We start from the raw sequence: 22,111 nt of genomic DNA on the forward strand, positions 1-22,111 counted from the left end.
CACCAGCACCAACAAACAGAAACCCCAGCACGGCAACAAGAAGAAGTCCACCAACCCGAGACCCCGCCGAACAGGTTAAAACTCAAGCTAGGGCGCGATCGGCCGGTCCAGGAGCCGGGACAGCACAACCGTCGACACGGTCCGGTCGATGATCTCGACGGCCCTGAGCCGCTCCAGCGCGGTCTCCAGGTGGTGGATGTCCGCGGCCCGCAGGTGCACGATCGCGTCCGCGGCCCCGGACACCGTGTAGGCCGCGCTGACCTCGGCCATCGGCTCCAGCCGGTGCTGGATGTCGTGCGGCGCGACGTTGCCCTTGCAGTGCACCTCGACGAAGGCCTCGGTGCCCCACCCCAGCGCCTCCGGGTCCACCACCGCCGTGAACCCCCGCAGCACCCCCGTGTCCAGCAGCTTGTCGACCCGCCGCTTCACCGCGGGAGCACTCAGACCCACCTCCTTCCCGATCTCCGCGTAGCTGGAACGGGCGTTGGCCATGAGGCACGAAATGATTCGCTGGTCGATGCTGTCCACACGCAACATTCTGCCCTAGTTAACGCAATGTCGCGGCGTTGATCGATGGTCTAACCGCCCTTTACATTTCGATCCATGACCGTATCCATCTCCGGGCCCGGCGAGCCGATCACGCTCGACATCGCCGCACCCCTCGCGCCGACGCGCATGCCGACGACCCGTCGGTACCTCATGTGCCCGCCGACGTACTTCACGGTGGAGTACGCCATCAACCCGTGGATGGATCCCACGAAGCCCACCAGCACAACGCTGGCCGTGGAGCAGTGGACCGCGCTCAAGGAGACCTACGAACGCCTGGGCCACGACGTGCAGGTGATCGACCCGGTCCCCGGCCTCCCCGACATGGTCTTCTCGGCCAACAGCGGCACCGTCATCGACGGCCGAGTCCTCGGCTCGAGGTTCAGGGCCTCCCAGCGCTCGGCCGAAGCCGACCACTTCCGCCGCTGGTTCCTGTCATCGGGCTACAAGTCCGTAGTCATGCCCACCGCCGTGAACGAGGCAGAGGGCGACTTCACCTGGACCGGCTCCCTGCTCCTCGCCGGCACCGGCTTCCGCACGGACCCCGGCGCACACTCGGAGGCCCAGGAGGTCCTCGGCGTCCCGGTCGTGTCCCTGCAGTTGGTCGACCCGCGCTTCTACCACCTCGACGTGGCCTTGTTCATGCTCGACGACCAGTCCCCGTCACCCCTGGTCGCCTACTACCCGGAGGCCTTCTCTCCGGGATCCCAGCAGGTCCTGCGCCGCCTCTTCCCGGACGCCGTCATCGCCAACGACGACGACGCCGTGTGCCTCGGCCTGAACGCGGTGTCCGACGGCAAGCACGTCGTCATGCCGGTGGAGGCCACGCATCTCGCCGAGCAGGTGGCGCGGCGCGGGTTCGAGCCCGTGTTCGTGGACATCTCGGAGCTGCGCAAGTCGGGCGGCGGCCCGAAGTGCTGCACGATGGAACTCCGGGACTGATCGGTCACTCTTCGCGGTTCTCGTCTGCGCTGGTCGAAGGCTCTAGATGGGGTCTTCACCAGCGCAGACTCATGTTCCGGGCTCTGGACGGCTCCGTCGCTGACCGACGCATGCCGTTCCGTCGATCTTGTCGTTGGAGCTGTCCTGCAAGCCGTGGCCGGCGTATCGCTGCAGCGATACGACCTGTCGGTGCAGCGCATCGAAGTACGTGGAATGCCGAGGCCGATTGGCCCGCGGGCTTGATCTGCGCTCAGTAAAGGCTGAACCAGCCTTCGCCAGCGCGCAGATCAGTCTCGCGTCGCGTCCCGACTCTTGAACGACTCACACGCTTTGCAGCGGCGGATACGGATCGTCGGATGCCGGCGGGGGCGTGAGCTTGGCGTTGAGTGCCTGAGCTTCCTCGAGCTGGTCTTCCAGGGTGATGATGCGGCACGCCGCATCCAATCCCGTGCCCTGATCGACCAATGCACGCACGCGGGCTGCCAGACGCAGTTGGTGGCGGCTGTACCGGCGGTGCCCGCCGGCTGAGCGCTGGGGCTCGATGAGATTCGCCTCGTCGAGGCTGCGCAGGAAGTTCGCCGTCGTACCGAGCAACTCCGCGGCCCGGCCCATCGTGTAGGCGGGGTAGTGCTCGTCGTCGAACTTCTCCGCTGCTGTCTGCGGTTCGTTCTCATTGCTGTCTGGGGTCATCGCGCCTCCGCATCACGAGGGGCCCCGGTGCAGTAGCACCGGGGCCCCAAGGGTTGTTGGGTTTCACTTCCACCTAGCCGACCGTGAGATCGGCATCCTCTTTCCGCATGCCCCGTACTGCAAGCGGGCGCTGCGGGGATCGCGTGTGCGTAACCGAAGACCACCTTCCAATCTGATGGAACCGCGGTACCCGTCCGGCCGAGTTCAGCCGAAGGCGGGCGATCCGATGGTGTGCAACCCTTCCCTTCTCCTCTGAGTACTGACTTTTCTTCTCTCACGTGGCTGTCGGCACCGGACCTCTTGCACATGCCGGATTCACCTCACCGACCGCCCCTGGTCACCTGCCAGAACCCCTTCTACTGATCGGCTCCGGCACATCTGACCGTCTTGCACTTGCAACTGCGATTTCAACTTCGAACTGCTACTTGCACTTGCGACTTCAACTTCGGAACTGCCACTTGCTGATCACGCGGTCGTCGGCTCCGGGGTCTTGCACTGCGTCCGGTCTTGCCCTGCCGACTTCCCTTGGTCGCGAGCCTCAAGCCCTGGAACTACGAACTCAGGCGCGCCTGACCGTCTTGCACTTGCTTCACGGGTAGTTCGTCATCTCCCGTGTCATGTTCTCTCTCGTCCAACAAGGAGAACACTACACACGCCAGACGGACAATGTCTACTCCCATCACCATAGATTTGCTCGATCGGGTGACGGAGCTGTGCTGACCTGGTCTGATTCGATCAGTCCGTCGGGTGGTGAGGGGGGTGCTGTGACCGGCCAGGAACAGCACGAGTACAAGGCGTCGCTGAGAGTGTTCAGCGAGTCGCTGGCGCTGCCGGACCTCGTTGCCGCCCTTGGCGAACCCACCAGGAGCTATGACATCGGCGACCTGGTGAGTCCACGGCGCCTCGACAGCCTTCGTCGGACCAGCGCCTACTGGTCTCTTGGCAGCCGGGCGCAGCGCACAGACCCACTCGACGAACACATCGCAGAACTGGTCACGTTCGTCGACGCGCACAGGCGTGAGATCGACGCACTCAGAGACAGGGCCCAGATCGACGTCTTCTGCGGAGTCTTCACTGGCGACGACACGAAGGCGGCTTCACTCTCACGTCCGGCCTGATGCGCAGGCTGGGCGAGCTCAACCTCGACGTTGGCTTCGACCTGTACTAGCTCGTCAGGCTTCCTCGCACCTGAACGGCCTCAGCCTTCTAGTTCCCACCGCACGAAGCGCATCGTCGAGGTGAAACCGGCCCGCTCGAAGATGCCGAACGCCCCAGTCGAGTTCTCTGAGTCCACGCTGAGCAGCGCGCGGTCATAACCCTGCTCGGAGGCCGCCCGAAGCGCACGGCCAAGCAGAGCGCTCGCAACGCCACGGTTCCGATAGCCGGGCAACGTTACGATGGCCGCGAGGCTGCCTCGTTCCAGGTCCGCGTAAGGGTCGATCAGCTCGGTGAGGGTGTCCTCCGCCGTGTAGTTCTCGCCGATCTTGTCGACGGCCTCGACGGCATTGAGGAGGTCGGCTGACGGCTGGGCGTCTTCCCAGGTCAGCGAGCGTGAGGCCTTCGATCATGCCCCGAACTTGTTCGGGCCCGAGCGGGCTGTCGCTTCAGTTGTCTGCCTGCGCGAAGCCTCAACATCCGGTGGCCGCAGTAACTTCGGACGAGTGCCCAACATCCTCGCGATCGGCTTCGACCCCCACACAATCCCCGGCTTCGACCCCGCGCCGGTCGCCGCCGGCATCGAGCAGGCCAGCAGGGCGTTCGCCGAGCTGGGCCTGGCCGAGGACCTCTTCCTCATCGACTACGCGGAACTGGACGGCCGCGCCCAGGCCAAGCTCGTCGAGAAGCTCGAATCCAGGAAGTACGACTGCGTCCTGATCGGTGGCGGCATCCGCAAGGGACCCGGTCTGCTGGAGCTCTTCCAGGTCGTCGTCAACGAGGTGCACCGGCGTCAGCCCCAAGCCGCGATCGCGTTCAACGACAGCCCCGGCGACAGCCCGGACTGGGTTCTCAAGGCGCTCGAGCAGAAGCGCAACCGTTAACCCACGACATCGGGTGAACCGGACGGGCGGCTTCTCCGTACCCCTCGTCAGACCAGAAAAACGCTGTCCAGCGATCAAGTCCCCGCAGGTCAGCACCCCGCACCCCAACACCCACTACGAAGCGTGACGGCATCACTCGATCGCGTGGTCGTGGACGTACCCAATAACGAGAGCCGGACTAGCAACGAACTAACAGACAGCTCCGCCAGTTCGTCAGGAGGCCACGATGAACTTACGCAGGACTCACGCGGCTAGTTGACTGTCTGTCAGCAACGGATAGCCCAGCTCATCGGAACGTGACGAGAGTCACCGAACGGGCGCTCAAGCTTGCCTGCGCTCGTGACGCGAGGTTACGTTCTCGCCCGCCGATAACGGTTTGGTCACCGGCAGGACACAGGAGCCCTAGTACTCAGGGTCCTGAGTCCGGCTCGGAATCCCCCGCCGAGACAGCCCGGTGGCCAAGCTCCCCGACGCAGGAGGCTCCCCCTTGGCCCGGCACAGCAAGGCCGATGGCCGAACCGTGTACACGGTCGTGCCCAGACAAGAAGTCAAGCCCGGCGCTCACCGCGTCGAGGACGACAAGGTTCCGCTTGCCCACCGTGTGAGCGCGATCGTCGTCGCCGCAGGTGTCGCCGCCGGCACCGCGGCCATCGCCAACGCCGCCACCAGCGGCCCTTCGACCGAACTCGCCGCGGGTGCGGCCGAGCTGGGTGCTCTTCCCGACCAGCAGGCCAAGACCATCCAGACGGTTCACGACGTGAACCCCGGCAGCCAGGTCGGCCGTCTCCTGCAGTTCCAGCAGATGTACGCGCAGCAGACGTTCCAGCAGGCCACGAAGGTCGCCGCGGACGCGCACGCCCAGCGCGAGGCGGCCGCCAAGGCCGAGGCCGAGCGTCAGATCGAGATGCGCAAGCCCGCCAAGCAGCGCGAGGTCGAGGGCTGGATCAAGGAAGCCATCAAGATCCTGCAGGCCAACGGCACCAACATCGACAACGGCTCCGTCGACGAGATCTACACGATCATCATGAAGGAGTCGAACGGCAACCCCAACGCCGTCAACAACTGGGACTCCAACGCGCTGCGCGGCACGCCGTCCAAGGGCCTGATGCAGTGCATCGACCCGACGTTCCGCGCGTACAAGCTGGCCGGGTACGACAACATCCTCGCGCCGGTCGACAACATCATCGCGGGCGTTCGCTACACCTACGCGCGCTATGGCGGCTTCCACAACCACCCAGGTCTGGTCTCCATGAACCTCGGCGGCGGGTACCTGGGGTACTAAAGGAGCGGAATACGCCGTGTCGGGGTGCGGGAAACCTATCGGCGGACGATGCTGTCAAACAGGTTCACCCACAAGCATGGCGGCCCTAGCGGGCACACGCCCGGTAGTGCTCCCATCGAACGCGATCCCCGAACGCAGGGAGTGGCCGATGAACGAGCAACAGGCACGCGACGACGAGCTGGAGAAGATCCGCTCGGAGGCGACGAGTTGGCTGGCCAAGATGGCCAAGGCCCAACATCGTCCGAACGTCGAGCAACGCAGGCCTGAGCACGACGCCATGACACCCGCGAAGAAGTAGGCAGGAAACGACAGAAGCGCCCCGGTCACGACCGGGGCGCTTCTGTTTTCGCCTGGGGTCACGGCCGGAGCCACCAGGCGTCTCACAGAGGCGGAGCCTCCCGCTCGAACGCGGCCCACAGGAGCTTCAGCGGGTGGTCCGCCGGGTGCTTCGCCAGCGCGTCGGTGCGCGCGAACACGCCCACGAGCCGTTCCAGCGAATCGTCGACGAGTTGCACCACGCGCAGGCCGCTTCCCTCGCGCAGCTCGTTGTTCGCCGCCACCACCCCGAGGCCGGACGTCACGATCATCGCGCCCTTGACGAGGTTGGAGCGGAGCAGGGAGATGCCGTACTGGATCTCGTCGATCTCCGCGGCGATGTCGAGCCCCTGCCGGTAGTCGGGGCCGAACCAGCCGCGCAGGAACTCCGCGATCAACCCGGCGCCCGGCACGACCAGCGGCACCGACCGCAACGCGGGCACGCGCACGCGGTCCCCGACGACCGTCTCCGGCAGGTTCGTCAGCAGGGCGAGGCCGCCCCGCCGCCACTGGATCACCTCGAACTCGGGGCGCTCCCAGCCCTGGCCGGCCCGCGTCACGACGCTGCCGCAGACGACGTCGACCTCCTGCGTCTCCAGCTTCGTCCAGATGTCCTTGGTGCGGATGTGCACGACCTTGAGGTCCACGTCGCGCTCCTGGAACTCGTCCGCCACGTGGTGCCACGCCTTCGCGAGCGTGTCGAGCATGTATCGCGTCGTGCCGACGGTGACGGTCGTGCCGAGCTTGCGGCGGCACTCGTGAATTCCGTCCAGCCACTCCGCGAGCGTCTCCCGCGCCAATTCGACGAGTGACTCACCGGTCGGCGTGAACAGCACGTCTTTTCCCCGGCCCTGCTTCACCACGAGCGCTTCGCCGCACAGTTCCAGGAAGTTCCTGTTCAACGTGTCGAGCTGCTTCTGCACGCTCGACTGCTCGCGTCCCAACGCCCGCGCCGCGCGTAGGGCCGAACGGGTCTCGTGCACCGTGAGGAGGGTCCTGAGCTGGTCCATCGTGGTATCCAGTAGTGCACCGGGCATGTTCAGCAAACGGTGCAGCGAGGTGCTGGTGGGGAGCACCAACTGGGACGAGCCGGACATCGGGTCCTCTCCTGTGTTCTGTCGATCAGTTGAACTGAACTTGACCGCATTTCGCCGACAAATTATCTGCAGATCCTGTCGGCAAATCCCTGGACACCAATCTCGCGGTGTACAAAACTATCTGCGGCGACCACGCGTGGGAGCCGATTCCGGGGGGAATCATTGGGGGGTGGGGGTCCGCCAGGCGCAAGCCGGCGGGCCCCCAAGTATTACCCTCGCCAGTTGTGACGGCTTCCGCTCGCCTGGAATGGGGCACCACCTACCAGGTCACCGTGCTCGAACTCGGACTCGCCTGCTGTGGGGTCGAAGTGATGGCAGCTCTCGACCGCCTTCCCGACCTCGGCGTCACGCCGGTCGACGGCGCGGGCGAGGCGCACGTTCTCGTTGTCTCCGGCACGGTCACGGACGTCATGTTGCCCGCTGTCCTCCGCAGTTACGAGGCCATGCCCGAACCCCGCTACGTGATCTCCGTGGGCGCCTGCAGCAACACCGGCGGTCCGTACTGGGATTCCTACAGCGTCACCAAGGGAATCGACCAGGCCCTGCCGGTCCACGTCGCCGTTCCCGGTTGCCCGCCGCGGCCCGAAGCACTGCTCGAAGGCCTGAAGGCACTGCACAAGCTGGTGAACGCATGACGACCCCCAAGACCGCCTTCGGTCAGACCGTCCACCACGTGGAGCTCGCCGGCTGGCTCGCCACGGCCACGGCCCACCACGCCGACGGCTACGTGATGTTCGACTGGCTCGGCGTCGAGGACGCGGGCCGGCCGGGTGCCGCGGGTCAGCGCCACGCGGTGTTCCTGCACGTGATCAACCCGCAGACGCGCGAGGGCGTGATGCTGCGGACCGAGATCACCGAGACCGACGCGCTGCCGAGCGTGGCGCACCTCTGGAAGGGTGCGCAGTGGCACGAGCGCGAGGCCGCGGAGATGTTCGGCGTCACGGTCGACGGCAAGCCTGAACACCTGCTGCTCCCGGACAGCTTCCAGGGCCACCCGCTGCGCAAGGACTTCGTGCTGGCTTCTCGCGTCGTACGCCCCTGGCCGGGCGCGCTGGAGCCCGGCGAGGACAACACGAGCGCCCCGAGCCGCCGCCGCACCGCACCACCTGGCGTTCCGGACCCGTCCTGGGGCCCGCGCCGTGAAGAGGAGAGCACGTCGTGACGAACCTTCCACCGCGCACGAGGGGCGTCATCGCGCTGCTGGAGGCCAACTGCACGGTCTGCATGATCTGCGCGCGCGAGTGTCCTGACTGGTGCATCCACATCACGTCGCACACCGAGGTCGAGCAGCAGCCCGGCAGCGCCCGCCCGCGCAGCCGCAACGTGCTCGACCGGTTCGCGATCGACTACGGCCAGTGTCTCTACTGCGGCATCTGCGTCGAGGTCTGCCCGTTCGACGCCCTGCACTGGGCGCCGGAGTTCGGCTATCCGGGCACGGGCTCGATCGACGGCGAGGGTGCCGTCGCGGAGCTCGTCCACGAACGGGACGTGCTGTCCACATGGGTCGAGAAGGTGCCGACACCGCCTCCGCTCGACCCGGCCGCGGAGGCCGCGCCCGAAACCGCCACCGGAACCGGACGGCGGCCTGGTTCGTTGAGGGGTAGGACGTGAAACCCGGAGGCGAAAACCGTGCACAAGCACTTCAACGGGTTGAAGACGGCCGTGTTGCTCGGCGGGATGAGCGCTCTGATCGTGCTGGTCAGCAGCCTGTTCGGCCGGACGGCACTGGTCATCGGCCTGGTGTTGGCCTTGGGCGTGAACGCCTACGCGTACTTCAACTCGGACAGGATCGCGCTGCGTGCGATGCGGGCGGTGCCCGTGTCGCAAGTGGAGCAACCAGTGCTCTACGCCATCGTGCGTGAGCTGTCGCAGAAGGCGCGCCAGCCCATGCCCAGGCTCTTCCTGAGCCCGACGATCGCGCCGAACGCGTTCGCCACGGGCCGCAACCCGCGCAACGCCGCTGTGTGCTGCACCACGGGCATCCTCGACCTGCTCGACGAACGCGAGCTGCGCGCCGTGATCGGCCACGAGCTCGCGCACGTCTACAACCGCGACATCCTGATCAGCTGCGTGGCCGGAGCACTGGCCGGCGTGATCACGATGCTCGCCAACCTGGCCCTGTTCGCCGGGATCTTCGGCGGCGGCGACTCCGACGACGACGGCCCCGGCCCGCTCGGACTGCTGCTGATCGCGCTGCTCGGCCCGATCGCCGCGACCGTCGTGCGCCTGGCCGTGAGCCGCTCGCGCGAGTTCCAGGCCGACCAGTCGGGCTCGGAGCTCACCGGCGACCCGCTGGCCCTGGCCTCAGCGCTGCGCAAGATCGAGCTGGGGACGCGGGCGGCGCCGCTCGCACCGGAGCCGCAGGTGGTGTCGCAGAGCCACTTGATGATCGCGAACCCGTTCCGTTCGGGGGAACAGCTCACGAAGTGGTTCTCGACCCACCCGCCGATCGCCGACCGCATCCGCAGGCTCGAGGAGATGGCGCGCAGGGCCGGTTAACGCCCTGCCGTCGCCACGGCCATGAGGTACTCGCCGTACCCGGACTTGCCGAGCTTCTCGCCGAGCGCGTAGCACTCCTGCGCGGAGATGAAGCCCATGCGCAGCGCGATCTCCTCGGGACACGCGATGCGCACGCCGGTCCGGTGCTCCAGCACCTGCACGAACTGCCCGGCCTCGAGCAGCGAGTCGTGCGTGCCGGTGTCGAGCCACGCGAACCCGCGGCTCAGGTCCACGAGCTGCGCCCGGCCCTCGCGCAGGTAGGCGAGGTTGACGTCGGTGATCTCCAGCTCACCCCGCGGCGACGGCGTGAGCTGCCGCGCGATGTCGAGCACACCGTTGTCGTAGAAGTAGAGCCCGGTGATCGCCCGGTTCGACTTCGGCTTCGCGGGCTTCTCCTCGATGGACAACAGCTTGCCCGTCGCGTCGACCTCGCCCACGCCGTACCGCTCGGGGTCTTTCACCTGGTAGCCGAACAGCACGCAGCCGTCCAAAGAGGACGCGTGGTGCTGCAGCGTGGTGGAGAAGCCCTGGCCGTAGAAGATGTTGTCGCCCAGCACCAGCGCCACGTCGTCGTCACCGACGAAGTCCGCGCCGATGAGGAACGCCTCCGCGAGCCCGTTGGGCGCGGCCTGCTCCGCGTAGGAGAAGGCCATGCCCCACTGCGACCCGTCGCCGAGCAACCGCCGGAACAGCGGTAAGTCGGTCGGCGTGGAGATGATCAACACCTCGCGAATGCCGGCCAGCATCAGCACCGACAGCGGGTAGTAGATCATCGGCTTGTCGTACACCGGCAGCAGCTGCTTGGAGACGGCCTGCGTGATCGGGTGCAGGCGCGACCCACTGCCACCGGCGAGGACGATGCCCTTCACCGGTAGTTGGTGAACTGGAGGGCGATGCCGAAGTCGGAGTTCTTCAGCAGGGCGATGACGTCCTGCAGGTGGTCCTTCTTCTTGCCGGACACCCGCAGCTGGTCGCCCTGGATCTGCGCCTGCACGCCCTTGGGCGCCTCGTCGCGGATCTTCTTGGCGATCTCCTTGGCCTTCTCGGACGTGATGCCCTGCACGAGGTTTCCCGTGACCTTGAACACCTTTCCGGAGATCGCGGGCTCACCCACCTCGAACGCCTTCATCGAGATGTTGCGCTTGACCAGCTTCTCCTGGAAGACGTCGATCGCCGCCTTGCAGCGCTCCTCGGTCTCGGAGGTGAAGGTGATCGCCTCCTCGCCGGCCCAGGCCACTGTGGTGTTGGTCCCGCGGAAGTCGAAGCGGGTACTCAGCTCCTTCGAGGCCTGGTTGAGCGCGTTGTCGACCTCCTGCCGGTCCACCTTGCTCACCACGTCGAACGACGGGTCCGCCACGACTTCACTCCTCAACGATCTCGGGATCACAGCCAGCGTCGATGCTACTGGGGGACCCCGATTTGGGGCCTCCCGAAGGGGTTATGTATTGTTCTGCCCGCACCGTTACGGCGGTGTGGGGCGGGTTGCCCGAGCGGCCAATGGGAGCGGACTGTAAATCCGTCGCGAAAGCTACAGAGGTTCGAATCCTCTACCCGCCACGCAAGACCGATGGGCCTCTGACCGGACTGGTCAGGGGCCCATCGTCGTACCGGACCGAGGGGGCTCTCAGTGCGTGCGCAGATGGCGACGGAAGCCGGCAGAACGACGGCGCCGAGCGAGGACCGGGCGTTGGTCGGCCCGAACCTGCTCGCCGTGCTCGACGGGGTGACGGCGAAGCCCGAGACCGGGTGCGAGCACGGTGTCGGCTGGTTCGCCGACCAGCTCTCCGGGGAGATCCTGCGGTTCGCGCACCTCGAACCTGGCGTGGCGCTCGCGAAGGCCGTCGAAGAGGCCGCTGAGCTGCACTCCGGCACCTGCGACCTCGATCATCCGGACTCGCCCAGCGTGGCGATCGCGATGGTGCAGACGAAGGACGACGTGCTGCGGTACCTCGTGCTCGGGGACGCCACGGTCGTGGTCGACACCAAGAGCGAGTTGCTCGTGGTCACTGACACGCAGACGAAGCGCACGGCCGGTGCGAAGGTCGCGGACGTGGCGCACGCGTTGACGGGTGAGGTGCCGTTGCAGGACGTGCGGCGCGTCGCGATCCTGTCCGACGGGGCCGCGCGGGCGGTCGACCTGTTCAATCTCTTCGATTGGCGTCAGGCGCTCGAACTGATGGCGGCGAACGGGCCGGACGACCTCATCCGCAGAATGCGCGGTCGAAAAGGAAGACGCCAAGGCCGTCGAATGGCCGCGCAAGAAGATTTCCGACGACGCGACTGTCGTGTACCTCGACCGCTAGTCGGCGGCGTCTGCGTCAATGCCTCGGCGCGGGCTCGACACCGCGGCGGCGAGCGATCGCGCGCATGTTCTCCTCGCCCCAGTTGCCCAGCGCGTCCAGCGCCTCGTTCAGCCGTGCTCCGAGCGGTGTCAGCGAGTACTCGACGCGGGGCGGGACCTCGTGGAACACCTCGCGGTGCACGATCTCGTCGGCCTCCATCTCGCGCAGCACCTGGATCAGCATCTTCTCGCTGATGCCGGACACCGACCTGCGCAGCTCGCCCGTGCGCATGGGGCCGTGGTGCAGCGCCCAGAGGATCAGCGCCTTCCACCGGCCACCGATCACGTCGATCGCCGCGTCGAGACCGCACGAATACTGCCGTGGCTTCATGCTGGATCCTTACCAAAAAGTGGGTACCTGACAAAATAGTAGGTACTTGTCGATCCGCCAGTGTCGGAACGAGCATTCACGGCATGGGGAACAAGAAAACCGTGAGCGTGCTCGGCCTCGGCCGGATGGGCAACGCGCTGGCGAAGGCCCTGGTCGGCCAGGGCTACGAAGTGACCGTGTGGAACCGCACTCCCAAGACAGTGCCGAACACCAGAAGTGTTGCCACTCTGGAAGAAGCGTTCAAGAGCGACGTCGTCGTCACCTGCCTGTCCACGTACGACGTTCAACAACCCTTGCTCACCAACGAGATCAAGACGCTCGTCAACCTGACGTCCGGCACGCCGGAGCAGGCCCGTGCCACCGCGCAGTGGGCGAAGACCAACGGTGTCGAGTACGTCGACGGCGTGATCATGGCTGTGCCGCAGCAGATCGGCACGCCGCAGGCGAAGATCTTCTTCGGCGGCAGCGAGAACCACCACGTGCTGCAGGCCTTCGGCGAGCCGGTGTACGTCGGTGAGGACGCTGGGCTCGCCGCGCTCTACGACCTGGCCCTGCTCGGCCTCATGTGGGCCACGTTCGGCGGCTACCTGCAGGCGGTCGCCTTGATGGGCAGCGAGGGCATCGCGCCGCAGCGGTTCACGCCGATGGCCATGAGCTGGTTGAACGAGATGAGCACCCTCCTGCCCGAGATGGGGGAGGAGACGCAGACCAGGCAGTACGAGACCGAGGTGTCCGCGTTGGACATCAACGTTGCTGGACTGCGCATGCTCACCGAGGCCAACCGCGAACAGGGCCTCGACACCACCATCCCGCAGGCCCTGCACGACCTGTTCGAACGCGCCCAGCGCAACGGCCACGGCGCGCACAGCATCGCGAGTGTCATCGAGGAGATCCGGAAGTGAAGTACCTGGGGAAGAAGGCCGTTGTCACCGGCGGCACGCACGGCATGGGCCGGGCGACGGTCGACAAGCTGATCGAGGGTGGCGCCGAGGTGCTGCTCACGGGGCGCAGCACGGAGAAGGCCGAGGGCATCAAGGCGCACGCCGTCGCGTCGGACGCGGCGAACCTCGACGACATCGTCAAGCTCGGAACCGAAGTGCGGGAACGGTTGCAGGAGATCGACCTGCTCTTCATCAACGTCGGCTACTCGACGCTGACCCCGTTCCCCGACGCCACCGAGCGCGACTACGACCGCACGTTCGACATCAACACCAAGGGTGCGTTCTTCACCGCGCAGCAGCTGGCTCCGCTCATCAAGGAGGGCGGCGCGATCGTCTTCACGACGAGTGTCGCCACGGAGCAGGGCGCGGAGGGGCTGACCCTGTACGCGGCGGCCAAGGCGGCCGTGCGGTCCTTCGCGCGGGGGTTCGCCGCGGAACTGGCCCCGCGCGGGATCAGGGTCAACGTCGTCAGTCCCGGCTTCATCGACACCCCGTCCATGGGTGTCGTCGGTGCGCCGCCTGAGGTGCTGCAGGAGTTCAAGGAGCTGGGCGACCGCATCACACCGCTCAAGCGCCACGGCACGATGGACGAGGTCGCGGACGCGGTGCTCTTCCTGGGGTTCGACGCCACCTTCACGACCGGTGCCGAACTCGCCGTCGACGGCGGACTGGGCCAGGGGATCAGCGCCTAGAAAAAATCTTCGGACGACCTGTCACACCTTCGTCGCCCTCCGGGTCGACCAAGCAGGAAGACGACGAAGGAGAACGAAGATGAGGATCGCCAACCCGATCATGTCCGTGCCCGGCGCGATGAAGGCCCTGCTGGACCTGTCGGAGGCAGCCGGGAAGACGGGTCTGGACAAGGACTACGTCGAGTTGATCTGCCTGCGCGTCAGCATCATGAACGGCTGCGGCACGTGCATCGACTACCACACCAAGCTGCTGCGTGAGGCGAAGGTGGCGGACGAGAAGGTCTACGCCGTCGCGGGGTGGCGGGACGTGCCGTACTACACCGCCGCCGAGAAGGCGGGGTTCGCGCTCGCGGAGCAGATCACGCACGTTCATGTGAGCGACGAAGTGTGGGACGAGGCGGCGAAGCACTACACCGAGGAGCAGCTCGCCGGTCTCGTGATCGCCATCGGCGCGATCAACCTGTGGAACCGCATGAACGTGGCCACGGCGCAGAAGGTGGCCTGAGCAAAAAGGTTGAAGCCGGCGCGCAAGAGCTTCCTCTCTCTTGCGTGCCGGCCTCAGCGCGGAGCCTACCCCATGTCGAACAGATGTTCGATCACTGGGCGATCAACACGCGGATCAAATCGCGGCGAGTGCCGCCCGGCCGTCGTCGGTCAGTTCCGCGCAGACGCGAAGGCCGAAGCTCGTCGGCTGCGAAGGGCGCAGCAGTCCCGCGTGCACGAGGTCGTGCGTCGCCATGCGGTCGCAACAGGGCAGCCCGTCGACGTACAGGTCGGGCTCCGTGCCGCCGGTCACCTCGGCACGTCCTGCGGCGACAGCCCGCAGCATCGCTCTCGCTCTACCGCTGAGTTCCATCTCGACCCCCCAGGTGTGGTGTCCGAATCCGCTATCCCCTTTGTCGGAATAGAGTCCGGATTCGTTCCACAAGTACGGGTTCGTTCGGGTTCTTCGCTTGTGTGAACGGGTAGATCATGTCTCACTAGGCCGATCGGGTTGCGCCGACACGCCGGAGGAAGAGCGCAGCGCGGGGCGGCGAACCCACAGCGTCCAGCGTGGCCGGTAGCCCTGCGAGTACCAGAACGGCGTCGAGCGCGGGTTCGGCAACGCGTGGTGCAGCAGGGTCGATGCCACTCCGGCCGCGTCCAGGATGCCGTGCGCGTGAGCTGCCAGAGCGCTGCCCGCACCCGTGCCCCGCACATCCGGCCGCACGCCGAGATGACCGAGGTAGGCGAACGGCCGCGCCGACGCGTACTTCTCCATCCATCCCGCCTCCCGCGGCATGTCGACGTAGATCATGCCGACGGGCGTGTCGCCGCTGAGCGCCAGCCACATCGCCTCGTGATCGCGGCCGAGCACCTCGGCCAGCGCCGTGCGCAGGTGTTCGACGGTGTTCGGGCGCTCGGTCACCAGACCGAACTGGGCGTCGTACCGGACGGTGTGCAGGTTCAGTTCGACGGCGGCGTCCAGGTCCGCGGCCGTGGCGGCGCGGATGCTCACGCCGGACGGCCTCGGCGCCGGCGAACGGCCGGCGAGGCGTTCGGCCACCACCGTGAGCGGCGCGAATCCCCGGTCGATCAACGTCCGCGCGTCGCCCGTCTCGTGGCTGGGCAGCTGCACGATCGCCGCGGTGTCCGGGTCGTCCAGGCCGGTGAGGCGGGCGTCCCACTCGTCGAGCAACGCCGGCAGGTCCCAGCCCGGCTGCCAGGTCAGGCCGTGCGTGCGCAGGGGGCCCCAGGTCGGGAGCAGGGAGTCGGGGTCGGTCTCGCGGTAGGAGAAGATCTCGCTCACACCCCATCTGACCATGGCAGGGTCGGTCGGGTGGAGATCTACGTCGTGGACTCGTTCACCAGCAAGCCCTTCGCGGGCAACCCCGCCGGAGTCGTGCTCCTCACCGAACCGCGCGACGACGCCTGGATGCAGCACGTCGCCGCCGAGATGAAGCACGCCGAGACGGCCTTCGTCACCCCGGACAACCACCTCCGCTGGTTCACGCCGGAGGTCGAGGTCGACCTCTGCGGGCATGCCACCCTCGCCACCGCGCACGTGCTGGGCGGAGAGCAGGCGTTCACCACGCGTAGTGGGGTGCTCACATGCGCAAATGACGATGGGTGGATCCGGATGGACTTCCCGGCGGACCCCCCAGAGTTGACTGACCCGCCAATCGGTCTAGCGGAAGCGCTGCCACATGCGACGATCAAGTCCGTGTCGCGCGGGCGGTTCGACTTCCTGATCGAGTTGGAAAGCGCGGCGGAAGTCCGTTCCTTGCGACCCGACGTCCAAGCACTGGCACAAATCCAGTCACGCGGAGTAATCGTGACGGCGGTCGGAGACGGCGACGCGGACATCGTCAGCCGGTGCTTCTACCCGGCCGTCGGCATCCCGGAGGACCCCGTCACCGGATCGGCCCACTGCACCCTTGCGTCCTATTGGGTGTCTCGGCTTCAGCGCGCTGACCTGCTGGCGGAGCAGGCGTCGCCGCGCGGGGGGTTCGTCAGGACGACCCTCGCCCAAGATCGCGTACTGCTCTCGGGGCAGGCCGTGACGGTGCTCCGGGGACAGCTGAACGTGTAGTCACGTCTGGGTGAATCAAAGTCACTAGGGGTGCTCGACCTGCCATTTCGTCCCCCGAGCGGGGTACATTGGTGCCCCTGGAGGGGTCCTGATCGCGAAGTGCGGGACCCCTCAGTCACGCCTAGAGGTCCCCCACCCAGGCCGACGAGGAGGCTGGATGTCCGACCGAGCGTCGGCCCCCGTGTCGGACTCGGCCGCCTGGTCGGCCAAGTCGACCAACCGCGCGTTCAGCGCGTTCGCCGTCACCCTCCTGGTGGCCGGCGTCGCCTGCGCGGGCATGGTCGCGGCCTGGCTCCCGGAGAAGGAGACCACCTCCCTCTTCTGGATCGGCCCCCTTCTCGTCGTCGGCTTCCTGCTGGCGGAACAGCTCGCGATCAACGTCGACGTCCGCAGCGGCGTCGCGTGGACGATCTCCTTCACCGAGATCCCGCTGGTCCTGGGCCTGCTGGTTGCCCCGTTCGAGATCGTGCTCGCCGCGCACGTGGTCGCCGGCGTGGGAACGTTGCTCGGCAGGCGCATCCTCGACCGGGCCGTCTACAACGCGGGCCTCATGTTCATGGAGATCTCCGTGGCGTTCGCCGCTGCGGAGGCCGTGAACCGGATGATCGGCGCGGGCGGTCCGTTCTGGGCCGGAGCTTTCGTCGGCACGATCACCGTGCCGCTTCTCGCGAGCGTGCTGGGCCTCTGCGCGTTGCGTCTCATGGGCAAGTCGATGCGCGTGGGCAACAGCGTCCGTCTCGTGCTGCAGACGCTGGTCGTCGCGCTGCTGAACACCTCGGCCGGCCTCGTCGGCTACCAGATCGTCGCCACCACGCCGTGGGGCGCCGCCCTGATCATCCTGGTGCTCGCGGGCATCGTGGCCACCTACTTCGCCTACTCCGGGCTGCTGCGCGAACAGCGCGACCTGGAGGCGTTGAGCGAGGTCAGCCTCCGCGTCGCGAGGTCGGGACAACACGGCACCGGCCCGCGCCAGCCCGACGACGACCTCACCTCGGGCGTCGAAGAGGACGAGTGGCAGCTCATCGCGGAACGCATCCGCGAGCAGCTCAACGCGAACAGGGTCGTGCTGCGCCTGCGCACCGACCCGCAGGAAGCCATGATCACCCTCGTCGCCGGCGAACCGCTGCCCGACGAGATGACCGCGACGGACCCCCGTGCCGTGCGCGAAGACCCCGTACTTCAGTTGCCGGGCACGCACGTCCGCTACTACCGCGTGGCCGACGCGACCGAGGACGTCACCGAGGCACTGCTGCGCCGCGACGCGCAGGAAGCCCTGGTCGTCCCGTTGCGCGGCGCGACCCAGCTGCTCGGTGCCGTCGAGGCGCACGACCGGCTCTCGCGCTGGCGCGGTTTCGGCAAGGCGGACATCCAGCTGCTGCGCACGCTGGCCTCACACCTCGCGACGGCCGTCGACAACCGCCGCCTGCTCGCCCGCCTGCGCCACGACGCCTACCACGACCCGCTGACCGGCCTGCTGAACCGCGCGGGCCTCCGCGAGGCGTGCGCGGAGCCGTTGCGCGAGTCCCAGAAGGCAGTGGTGCTGCGCATCGACCTCGACATCCTGTCGACGGTCTCCGACGCGCTGGGCCAGGCCTGGGGCAACCGCATGGTCGTGGCCGCCGGACGCCGGCTGCGCGACGCCCTCGGAGCGGACGTGCCGCTGGCGCGCCTGGAGGGTGGCGCGTTCGCCGCGTACCTCGACGACGAGCGCGCTGAGACCGCCCACGAGACCGCGGAACGGTTGCGCGCCGGGCTTTCCGTGCCGTACCCGGTCGACCGCCTGACCGTCGAGGCCTCCGCGGTCGTGGGGTACGCGTCCAAAGCGGACTCCGAGACCGAGGACCCGGACCCCGACGTGTTGCTGCAGCGGGCCGATGTCGCCGTGCGTGCGACGTCCGAGGGCACGCCCGTGAAGGCCTACGCGCCGTCGATGGGCCACCTGTTCCTGCGCCGCTTCCAGCTCGTGACGCAGTTCCGCCAGGCCGTCGAGACCGGGCAGATCTCGGTGCACTACCAGCCGAAGGTCGCCCTGCCCTCACGTCAGGTCGTGGGCGCGGAAGCGTTGGTGCGCTGGACACATCCGGAGTTCGGCCGCGTCGACCCGGACGAGTTCGTGCCGGCCGTCGAGGCCACCGGTCTCGTGGACGTGCTGACGGACTTCGTGATGGACCGCGCGCTGGAACGCGTGCGCCGCTGGCTCGACCGCGGCCTGCGGATGTCCATCGCGGTGAACCTCTCCGTGCGGACGCTGGGCGACGAGGACTTCCCGAACCGCGTCGAGGCCGCCCTGGAGCGCCACGACGTGCCGTCGGGTCTGCTGACCTTCGAGCTCACCGAGTCGGGCGTCATGGCCGATCCCGAGCGCGCTTTGCCGGTGCTGCGGCGCCTGCACGCGATCGGCGTCGTGCTGGCGGTCGACGACTTCGGCACCGGCTACTCGTCGCTGGCCTACCTGCGCCAGCTGCCGGTGGACGAGGTGAAGATCGACAAGTCGTTCGTGCTCGGCATGGGCACGGACCTCGGCGACATGGCCGTGGTCCGGTCGATCGTGGAGCTCGGCCACTCGCTCGGTCTCGTGGTCGTGGCGGAGGGCGTCGAGGACGACGCCGCGCGCGACCAGCTGGTGGGCATGGGCTGCGACGTCGCTCAGGGCTACCTGATCTCCCGGCCGCTGTCCGAAGATCGCTTCGAGGCCTGGCTGCGAGCCCGAACGGTGCAGGTCAGGGGTGCTCGCGATGAGACGGTGCTCACCTTGGTCCACTAAGAGGACCCCCGGATTTCGTTCTTGGTTGCCGCGTGTTGTAGAGTTCTCCTCGCTCGGCAAGAACGAAAGAGCAAGCCCCTTTAGCTCAGTCGGCAGAGCGTCTCCATGGTAAGGAGAAGGTCTACGGTTCGATTCCGTAAAGGGGCTCCACTACTGGCCGCAGTGCTGAGCGCTGCGGCTTGTAGTTGTGTTGAAGGTTGTGTCAAAGCGGTGTAGCTCAGTTGGTAGAGCAAGCGGCTCATAATCGCTGTGTCGCCGGTTCAAGTCCGGCCACCGCTACTTCACAAGATCCCCGCCAGGCGGTAAGCCCGTACTGGGTGTTCGGGGCCCGTGTGCTCTCAGGAAGGCAAGGACCGTGGCTGCAACCGACGTACGCCCCAAGATCACCCTCGCGTGCGAGGAGTGCAAGCACCGGAACTACATCACCAGGAAGAACCGGCGCAACGACCCGGACCGCCTGGAGATCAAGAAGTTCTGCCCGAACTGCAAGACGCACCGCGCGCACAAGGAAACCCGCTGAGCGCGTAACCAGTCTTCGACGAGGCCCGTCCCACACCGTGGGGCGGGCCTCGTCGCATATAGGCTCCTTCGGTGCCTCTCGACCCCGCTTTCACCGGACGTAGTTATCCGCCGTCGCAGCCCTACGACGTGAGCCGCGAGAAGATCCGCGAGTTCGCCGACGCCATCGGCGCGACCAGCCCGGCCTACCGCGACGCCGAAGCCGCGAAGGCGTTGGGGCACAGGGACGTCATCGCGCCGCCGACGTTCGCGATCGTCGTGTCGATGAAGACCAACGAGACGGTCATGTTCGACCCGGAGCTGCAGCTCGACTACAGCCGCGTCGTGCACGGCGACCAGAACTTCGTCCACCACCGGCCCATCACCGCGGGCGACCAGCTCGTGTGCGTGGCGCACATCGACGCCATCACGTCCCGCATGGGCAACGACATGGTGACCGTGCGGACGGAGATCAGCACGGTCGGCGGCGAGCCCGTCACCACCGCCAAGTCGATGCTCGTCGTGAGGGGAGAAGACGCGTGACGTACGAGGTTGGCACCGAACTGCCGGCGCTGTCCGTGCGCCTCAGGCGCGACGACCTGGTGCGCTACGCGGGCGCCTCGCTGGACTTCAACCCGATCCACTGGAACGAGAAGACCGCGAAGGACGTCGGCCTGCCGGACGTGATCGCGCACGGCATGCTGACCATGGCCGTGGCCTCGCGGATCGTCACGGAGTGGCTCGGCGACCCCGGCGCGATCGTCGAGTACGGCTGCCGCTTCGGCCGGCCCGTCGTGGTGCCCAACGACGACGAGGGCGCGCTCGTCGAGGTGACCGCGAAGGTCACCAAGGCCTTCGAGGACGGAACTGTGAAGGTCAACATCAACGCGGCTTTTGACGGCAAGTCGGTGTTGACGGGTGCCTTCGCGCGCGTGCGGGTCGGCTGATCTTGTGATCAAGAACACCACCGGGCGACGCGGTCCGGTGGTGTTTGCGGTGTTCACGGGAGATTCGAGCCGGTGTGGCACCGCAGTTGCACGACCCTGATTCGTGTTCTCGGCTCGCATATGGGTAGGCTGTGCGACAGGCCGCTCGGCAAGTGCTTGAGCGGTCTGGTTGGAATGGACGGGGCAGGTTACCGTACACTTCCTGCTTGGCCAGGGGATCCCACTCGGGATCTCAAAGGGGTGTAGCTCAACTGGCAGAGCAGCGGTCTCCAAAACCGCAGGTTGCAGGTTCAAGTCCTGTCGCCCCTGCTGTCGAAGCGCGTCATGGGTGGAGTGGAGGCACGGCATGGTCGAGGGCCGCGAGCAGGACCAGCCGGAGGAGCGCGAAGGCGCTGTCCGGCCGTCCACTGCTGCGGCGCGACGTGAGCGTCGTGCCTCCTCTCGCCCGGCCGCCCGCAAGGACGGCAGCAGCGCTGAGTCGAAGAAGAGCGTCGCCAAGTCCGACTCCTCGGACGAGGACGCGAAGAAGGGTCGCCCGACCAAGACCCGTGAAGGACAGGAGAAGCGTCCCTCGCTGATCGGGCGGTTCTTCCGCTACATCCGCGAGGTCATCGGCGAACTCCGCAAGGTGATCTGGCCGACGCGCAAGCAGCTCGTCACCTACACCGGCGTCGTGCTGGTGTTCGTGGTCTTCATGGTTGCGCTGGTGTGGGCTCTCGACCTCGGCTTCGGCGCGGCTGTTTTCGAGTTGTTCGGCTGAGCCGGACAGCTGCCGCTGCAATCAGGAAGCGAGATCCACAGTGACCTCCGATAACGGCGTCGACGCCCAGGAGAAGACCGACCTCATCGACGACGAGGTGTCCGAGGACATCGCGGTCGACGAGACGGTCGAGTCGGAGGCTGTGGACTCCGAGGACGCGGACACCGCGGACGAGTCCGAAGAGGACGCCGACGTTCTCGCGATCGACGAGACGCCGATCGACGAAGAGCCCGAAGACCCCGCCGAAGAGCTGCGTCAGGCCCTGCGCCGCGCGCCCGGCGACTGGTACGTCGTGCACTCGTACGCCGGCTACGAGAACAAGGTCAAGGCGAACCTCGAGACTCGTATCCACACGCTCGACATGGAGGACTACATCTTCCAGGTCGAGGTGCCGACCGAAGAGGTCACCGAGATCAAGAACGGCCAGCGCAAGCTGGTGCAGCGCAAGGTGCTGCCCGGCTACATCCTGGTCCGCATGGAGCTCACCGACGCGTCCTGGAGCGCCGTCCGCAACACGCCGGGCGTGACCGGGTTCGTCGGAGCCACCTCGAAGCCCTCGCCCCTCACGATCGACGAGGTGCTGAAGTTCCTGCTCCCGCAGCAGGAGCAGAAGCCGGCCGAGGGCAAGAAGACCGCTTCCACCACCGTGTCGAAGCCGACCATCGAGGTCGACTTCGAGGTCGGCGAGTCGGTCACGGTCATGGACGGCCCGTTCGCCACGCTGCCCGCCACGATCAGCGAGGTCAACGCGGACGGCCAGAAGCTGAAGGTCCTGGTGTCGATCTTCGGCCGGGAAACGCCGGTCGAGCTGTCGTTCAGCCAGGTCTCCAAGATCTGAGCGGTTTTCCCTGACCG

At 67.0% G+C, this 22,111-nt stretch carries 27 protein-coding genes, 4 tRNA genes and 2 pseudogenes; 24 read left to right on the plus strand and 9 right to left on the minus strand.

Annotated elements, in window-relative coordinates:
• Window positions 1-87: 87 nt before the first annotated feature.
• Window positions 88-528: an Lrp/AsnC family transcriptional regulator gene (locus AB0M48_RS39720; RefSeq protein ID WP_089915782.1), complete on the minus strand. Its 441-nt coding sequence runs from the start codon at window positions 526-528 to the stop codon at window positions 88-90.
• 147 nt (window positions 529-675) lie between these two features.
• Here AB0M48_RS39720 and ddaH point away from each other — a divergent pair, with 147 nt between their 5' ends.
• On the plus strand, window positions 676-1,488 hold the full coding sequence (gene ddaH / locus AB0M48_RS39725; protein ID WP_363852904.1) for a dimethylargininase: 813 nt from the start codon (window positions 676-678) through the stop codon (window positions 1,486-1,488).
• A 321-nt stretch (window positions 1,489-1,809) separates the two neighbouring features.
• Here the strand turns inward: ddaH and AB0M48_RS39730 are convergent, their stop codons facing one another.
• A complete protein-coding gene (locus tag AB0M48_RS39730; RefSeq protein WP_363852652.1) occupies window positions 1,810-2,178 on the minus strand; it encodes a MerR family transcriptional regulator in 369 nt (122 codons plus the stop codon).
• A 764-nt stretch (window positions 2,179-2,942) separates the two neighbouring features.
• Between AB0M48_RS39730 and AB0M48_RS39735 the strand changes: the two genes are divergently transcribed.
• Window positions 2,943-3,296, plus strand: a complete 354-nt coding sequence (locus tag AB0M48_RS39735) for a DUF4279 domain-containing protein (protein WP_363852655.1) — start codon at window positions 2,943-2,945, stop codon at window positions 3,294-3,296.
• 80 nt (window positions 3,297-3,376) lie between these two features.
• Here the strand turns inward: AB0M48_RS39735 and AB0M48_RS39740 are convergent, their stop codons facing one another.
• Window positions 3,377-3,724 carry a GNAT family N-acetyltransferase gene (locus AB0M48_RS39740; RefSeq protein ID WP_363852907.1) on the minus strand — a complete coding sequence of 116 codons (348 nt, stop codon included), beginning with the start codon at window positions 3,722-3,724 and terminating at the stop codon, window positions 3,377-3,379.
• 115 nt (window positions 3,725-3,839) lie between these two features.
• On the opposite strand from AB0M48_RS39740, the gene AB0M48_RS39745 reads away from it, so the two are divergent.
• The 3 genes and pseudogenes from AB0M48_RS39745 (at window position 3,840) to AB0M48_RS39755 (ending at window position 5,797) form a co-directional block, all read left to right on the plus strand.
• On the plus strand, window positions 3,840-4,217 hold the full coding sequence (locus AB0M48_RS39745) for a hypothetical protein (RefSeq protein WP_363852658.1): 378 nt from the start codon (window positions 3,840-3,842) through the stop codon (window positions 4,215-4,217).
• Window positions 4,218-5,148: 931 nt separating this feature from the next.
• Window positions 5,149-5,499, plus strand: a pseudogene (locus tag AB0M48_RS39750) (transglycosylase SLT domain-containing protein); the annotation flags it as partial.
• Window positions 5,500-5,647: 148 nt separating this feature from the next.
• Window positions 5,648-5,797, plus strand: coding sequence for a hypothetical protein (locus AB0M48_RS39755; protein WP_157512956.1), 150 nt, complete (start codon window positions 5,648-5,650; stop codon window positions 5,795-5,797).
• Between the two features lie 82 nt (window positions 5,798-5,879).
• Here AB0M48_RS39755 and AB0M48_RS39760 read toward each other — a convergent pair whose 3' ends face one another.
• A complete protein-coding gene (locus tag AB0M48_RS39760; RefSeq protein WP_363852661.1) occupies window positions 5,880-6,911 on the minus strand; it encodes a LysR family transcriptional regulator in 1,032 nt (343 codons plus the stop codon).
• 224 nt (window positions 6,912-7,135) lie between these two features.
• Here AB0M48_RS39760 and nuoB point away from each other — a divergent pair, with 224 nt between their 5' ends.
• The 4 genes from nuoB to htpX are packed head-to-tail and all read left to right on the plus strand — an operon-like array spanning window position 7,136 to window position 9,410.
• Window positions 7,136-7,546: an NADH-quinone oxidoreductase subunit NuoB gene (gene nuoB, locus AB0M48_RS39765; RefSeq protein ID WP_363852664.1), complete on the plus strand. Its 411-nt coding sequence runs from the start codon at window positions 7,136-7,138 to the stop codon at window positions 7,544-7,546.
• A complete protein-coding gene (locus AB0M48_RS39770; protein ID WP_363852667.1) occupies window positions 7,543-8,073 on the plus strand; it encodes an NADH-quinone oxidoreductase subunit C in 531 nt (176 codons plus the stop codon). The genes nuoB and AB0M48_RS39770 overlap by 4 nt, the downstream gene beginning before the upstream one ends.
• Window positions 8,070-8,522, plus strand: coding sequence for a 4Fe-4S binding protein (locus AB0M48_RS39775; protein ID WP_363852670.1), 453 nt, complete (start codon window positions 8,070-8,072; stop codon window positions 8,520-8,522). Before AB0M48_RS39770 ends, AB0M48_RS39775 begins: the two co-directional genes overlap by 4 nt.
• A gap of 18 nt (window positions 8,523-8,540) precedes the next feature.
• Window positions 8,541-9,410, plus strand: coding sequence for a zinc metalloprotease HtpX (gene htpX / locus AB0M48_RS39780; protein ID WP_363852673.1), 870 nt, complete (start codon window positions 8,541-8,543; stop codon window positions 9,408-9,410).
• On the opposite strand, the gene rfbA is transcribed toward htpX, so the two are convergent.
• Both rfbA and AB0M48_RS39790 read right to left on the minus strand, forming a co-directional pair.
• Complete coding sequence (rfbA, locus tag AB0M48_RS39785) at window positions 9,407-10,279, minus strand: glucose-1-phosphate thymidylyltransferase RfbA (protein WP_363852676.1); 873 nt, start codon at window positions 10,277-10,279, stop codon at window positions 9,407-9,409. The genes htpX and rfbA overlap by 4 nt on opposite strands.
• Window positions 10,276-10,767 carry a YajQ family cyclic di-GMP-binding protein gene (locus tag AB0M48_RS39790; protein ID WP_266043553.1) on the minus strand — a complete coding sequence of 164 codons (492 nt, stop codon included), beginning with the start codon at window positions 10,765-10,767 and terminating at the stop codon, window positions 10,276-10,278. Before AB0M48_RS39790 ends, rfbA begins: the two co-directional genes overlap by 4 nt.
• 119 nt (window positions 10,768-10,886) lie before the next feature.
• Between AB0M48_RS39790 and AB0M48_RS39795 the strand changes: the two genes are divergently transcribed.
• A tRNA-Tyr gene (locus tag AB0M48_RS39795) sits at window positions 10,887-10,967 on the plus strand.
• A gap of 82 nt (window positions 10,968-11,049) precedes the next feature.
• A pseudogene (locus AB0M48_RS39800) lies at window positions 11,050-11,496 on the plus strand (hypothetical protein); the annotation flags it as partial.
• A 232-nt stretch (window positions 11,497-11,728) separates the two neighbouring features.
• Here AB0M48_RS39800 and AB0M48_RS39805 read toward each other — a convergent pair.
• Window positions 11,729-12,082, minus strand: coding sequence for a helix-turn-helix domain-containing protein (locus AB0M48_RS39805; RefSeq protein WP_363852679.1), 354 nt, complete (start codon window positions 12,080-12,082; stop codon window positions 11,729-11,731).
• Window positions 12,083-12,165: 83 nt separating this feature from the next.
• Between AB0M48_RS39805 and AB0M48_RS39810 the strand changes: the two genes are divergently transcribed.
• The 3 genes from AB0M48_RS39810 to AB0M48_RS39820 all read left to right on the plus strand — a co-directional run bounded on the left by AB0M48_RS39810 (window position 12,166) and on the right by AB0M48_RS39820 (window position 14,220).
• Window positions 12,166-12,984 (plus strand): NAD(P)-binding domain-containing protein, encoded by an 819-nt coding sequence (locus AB0M48_RS39810; RefSeq protein ID WP_363852681.1) that lies wholly within the window; start codon window positions 12,166-12,168, stop codon window positions 12,982-12,984.
• Complete coding sequence (locus AB0M48_RS39815; RefSeq protein WP_363852684.1) at window positions 12,981-13,715, plus strand: SDR family oxidoreductase; 735 nt, start codon at window positions 12,981-12,983, stop codon at window positions 13,713-13,715. Before AB0M48_RS39810 ends, AB0M48_RS39815 begins: the two co-directional genes overlap by 4 nt.
• Window positions 13,716-13,794: 79 nt before the next feature.
• Window positions 13,795-14,220 carry a carboxymuconolactone decarboxylase family protein gene (locus AB0M48_RS39820; protein WP_363852687.1) on the plus strand — a complete coding sequence of 142 codons (426 nt, stop codon included), beginning with the start codon at window positions 13,795-13,797 and terminating at the stop codon, window positions 14,218-14,220.
• Between the two features lie 114 nt (window positions 14,221-14,334).
• Here the strand turns inward: AB0M48_RS39820 and AB0M48_RS39825 are convergent, their stop codons facing one another.
• Together AB0M48_RS39825 and AB0M48_RS39830 are read right to left on the minus strand one after the other, a co-directional pair.
• The gene (locus AB0M48_RS39825) at window positions 14,335-14,544 is read right to left on the minus strand and encodes a hypothetical protein (protein WP_319989741.1); all 210 of its coding nucleotides are present in this window, start codon (window positions 14,542-14,544) and stop codon (window positions 14,335-14,337) included.
• 141 nt (window positions 14,545-14,685) lie between these two features.
• Window positions 14,686-15,519, minus strand: a complete 834-nt coding sequence (locus AB0M48_RS39830; RefSeq protein WP_363852690.1) for a GNAT family N-acetyltransferase — start codon at window positions 15,517-15,519, stop codon at window positions 14,686-14,688.
• 15 nt (window positions 15,520-15,534) lie between these two features.
• Here AB0M48_RS39830 and AB0M48_RS39835 point away from each other — a divergent pair, with 15 nt between their 5' ends.
• The 10 genes from AB0M48_RS39835 to nusG all read left to right on the plus strand — a co-directional run bounded on the left by AB0M48_RS39835 (window position 15,535) and on the right by nusG (window position 22,094).
• Window positions 15,535-16,287, plus strand: coding sequence for a PhzF family phenazine biosynthesis protein (locus tag AB0M48_RS39835; protein ID WP_363852693.1), 753 nt, complete (start codon window positions 15,535-15,537; stop codon window positions 16,285-16,287).
• Between the two features lie 157 nt (window positions 16,288-16,444).
• Window positions 16,445-19,051 (plus strand): EAL domain-containing protein, encoded by a 2,607-nt coding sequence (locus tag AB0M48_RS39840; protein ID WP_363852696.1) that lies wholly within the window; start codon window positions 16,445-16,447, stop codon window positions 19,049-19,051.
• Between the two features lie 74 nt (window positions 19,052-19,125).
• Window positions 19,126-19,201 (plus strand) — tRNA-Thr (locus AB0M48_RS39845).
• A 56-nt stretch (window positions 19,202-19,257) separates the two neighbouring features.
• A tRNA-Met gene (locus AB0M48_RS39850) sits at window positions 19,258-19,330 on the plus strand.
• Between the two features lie 76 nt (window positions 19,331-19,406).
• Window positions 19,407-19,571: a 50S ribosomal protein L33 gene (rpmG, locus tag AB0M48_RS39855; RefSeq protein WP_015105301.1), complete on the plus strand. Its 165-nt coding sequence runs from the start codon at window positions 19,407-19,409 to the stop codon at window positions 19,569-19,571.
• A 71-nt stretch (window positions 19,572-19,642) separates the two neighbouring features.
• Window positions 19,643-20,092, plus strand: a complete 450-nt coding sequence (locus AB0M48_RS39860; RefSeq protein ID WP_363852698.1) for a MaoC family dehydratase N-terminal domain-containing protein — start codon at window positions 19,643-19,645, stop codon at window positions 20,090-20,092.
• Window positions 20,089-20,496, plus strand: coding sequence for a MaoC/PaaZ C-terminal domain-containing protein (locus AB0M48_RS39865; protein ID WP_363852701.1), 408 nt, complete (start codon window positions 20,089-20,091; stop codon window positions 20,494-20,496). Before AB0M48_RS39860 ends, AB0M48_RS39865 begins: the two co-directional genes overlap by 4 nt.
• 236 nt (window positions 20,497-20,732) lie before the next feature.
• A tRNA-Trp gene (locus tag AB0M48_RS39870) sits at window positions 20,733-20,805 on the plus strand.
• Window positions 20,806-20,842: 37 nt separating this feature from the next.
• The gene (secE, locus tag AB0M48_RS39875) at window positions 20,843-21,256 is read left to right on the plus strand and encodes a preprotein translocase subunit SecE (RefSeq protein ID WP_363852704.1); all 414 of its coding nucleotides are present in this window, start codon (window positions 20,843-20,845) and stop codon (window positions 21,254-21,256) included.
• Window positions 21,257-21,296: 40 nt separating this feature from the next.
• Complete coding sequence (gene nusG, locus AB0M48_RS39880; RefSeq protein WP_363852707.1) at window positions 21,297-22,094, plus strand: transcription termination/antitermination protein NusG; 798 nt, start codon at window positions 21,297-21,299, stop codon at window positions 22,092-22,094.
• The last annotated feature ends 17 nt before the right edge of the window (window positions 22,095-22,111 follow it).

Source organism: Lentzea sp. NPDC051208 (genome assembly GCF_040682435.1).
Taxonomy (GTDB): domain Bacteria; phylum Actinomycetota; class Actinomycetes; order Mycobacteriales; family Pseudonocardiaceae; genus Lentzea; species Lentzea kristufekii.

Bases quoted from the DNA above. Each gene is read 5' to 3' on its own strand.
- ddaH (WP_363852904.1), top strand. From the start codon at position 676: ATGCCGACGACCCGTCGGTACCTCATGTGCCCGCCGACGTACTTCACG.
- AB0M48_RS39730 (WP_363852652.1), bottom strand. From the start codon at position 2,178: ATGACCCCAGACAGCAATGAGAACGAACCGCAGACAGCAGCGGAGAAG.
- AB0M48_RS39755 (WP_157512956.1), top strand. From the start codon at position 5,648: ATGAACGAGCAACAGGCACGCGACGACGAGCTGGAGAAGATCCGCTCG.
- AB0M48_RS39760 (WP_363852661.1), bottom strand. From the start codon at position 6,911: ATGTCCGGCTCGTCCCAGTTGGTGCTCCCCACCAGCACCTCGCTGCAC.
- AB0M48_RS39770 (WP_363852667.1), top strand. From the start codon at position 7,543: ATGACGACCCCCAAGACCGCCTTCGGTCAGACCGTCCACCACGTGGAG.
- AB0M48_RS39805 (WP_363852679.1), bottom strand. From the start codon at position 12,082: ATGAAGCCACGGCAGTATTCGTGCGGTCTCGACGCGGCGATCGACGTG.
- AB0M48_RS39810 (WP_363852681.1), top strand. From the start codon at position 12,166: ATGGGGAACAAGAAAACCGTGAGCGTGCTCGGCCTCGGCCGGATGGGC.
- AB0M48_RS39820 (WP_363852687.1), top strand. From the start codon at position 13,795: ATGAGGATCGCCAACCCGATCATGTCCGTGCCCGGCGCGATGAAGGCC.
- AB0M48_RS39825 (WP_319989741.1), bottom strand. From the start codon at position 14,544: ATGCTGCGGGCTGTCGCCGCAGGACGTGCCGAGGTGACCGGCGGCACG.
- AB0M48_RS39830 (WP_363852690.1), bottom strand. From the start codon at position 15,519: ATGGTCAGATGGGGTGTGAGCGAGATCTTCTCCTACCGCGAGACCGAC.
- AB0M48_RS39840 (WP_363852696.1), top strand. From the start codon at position 16,445: ATGTCCGACCGAGCGTCGGCCCCCGTGTCGGACTCGGCCGCCTGGTCG.
- secE (WP_363852704.1), top strand. From the start codon at position 20,843: ATGGTCGAGGGCCGCGAGCAGGACCAGCCGGAGGAGCGCGAAGGCGCT.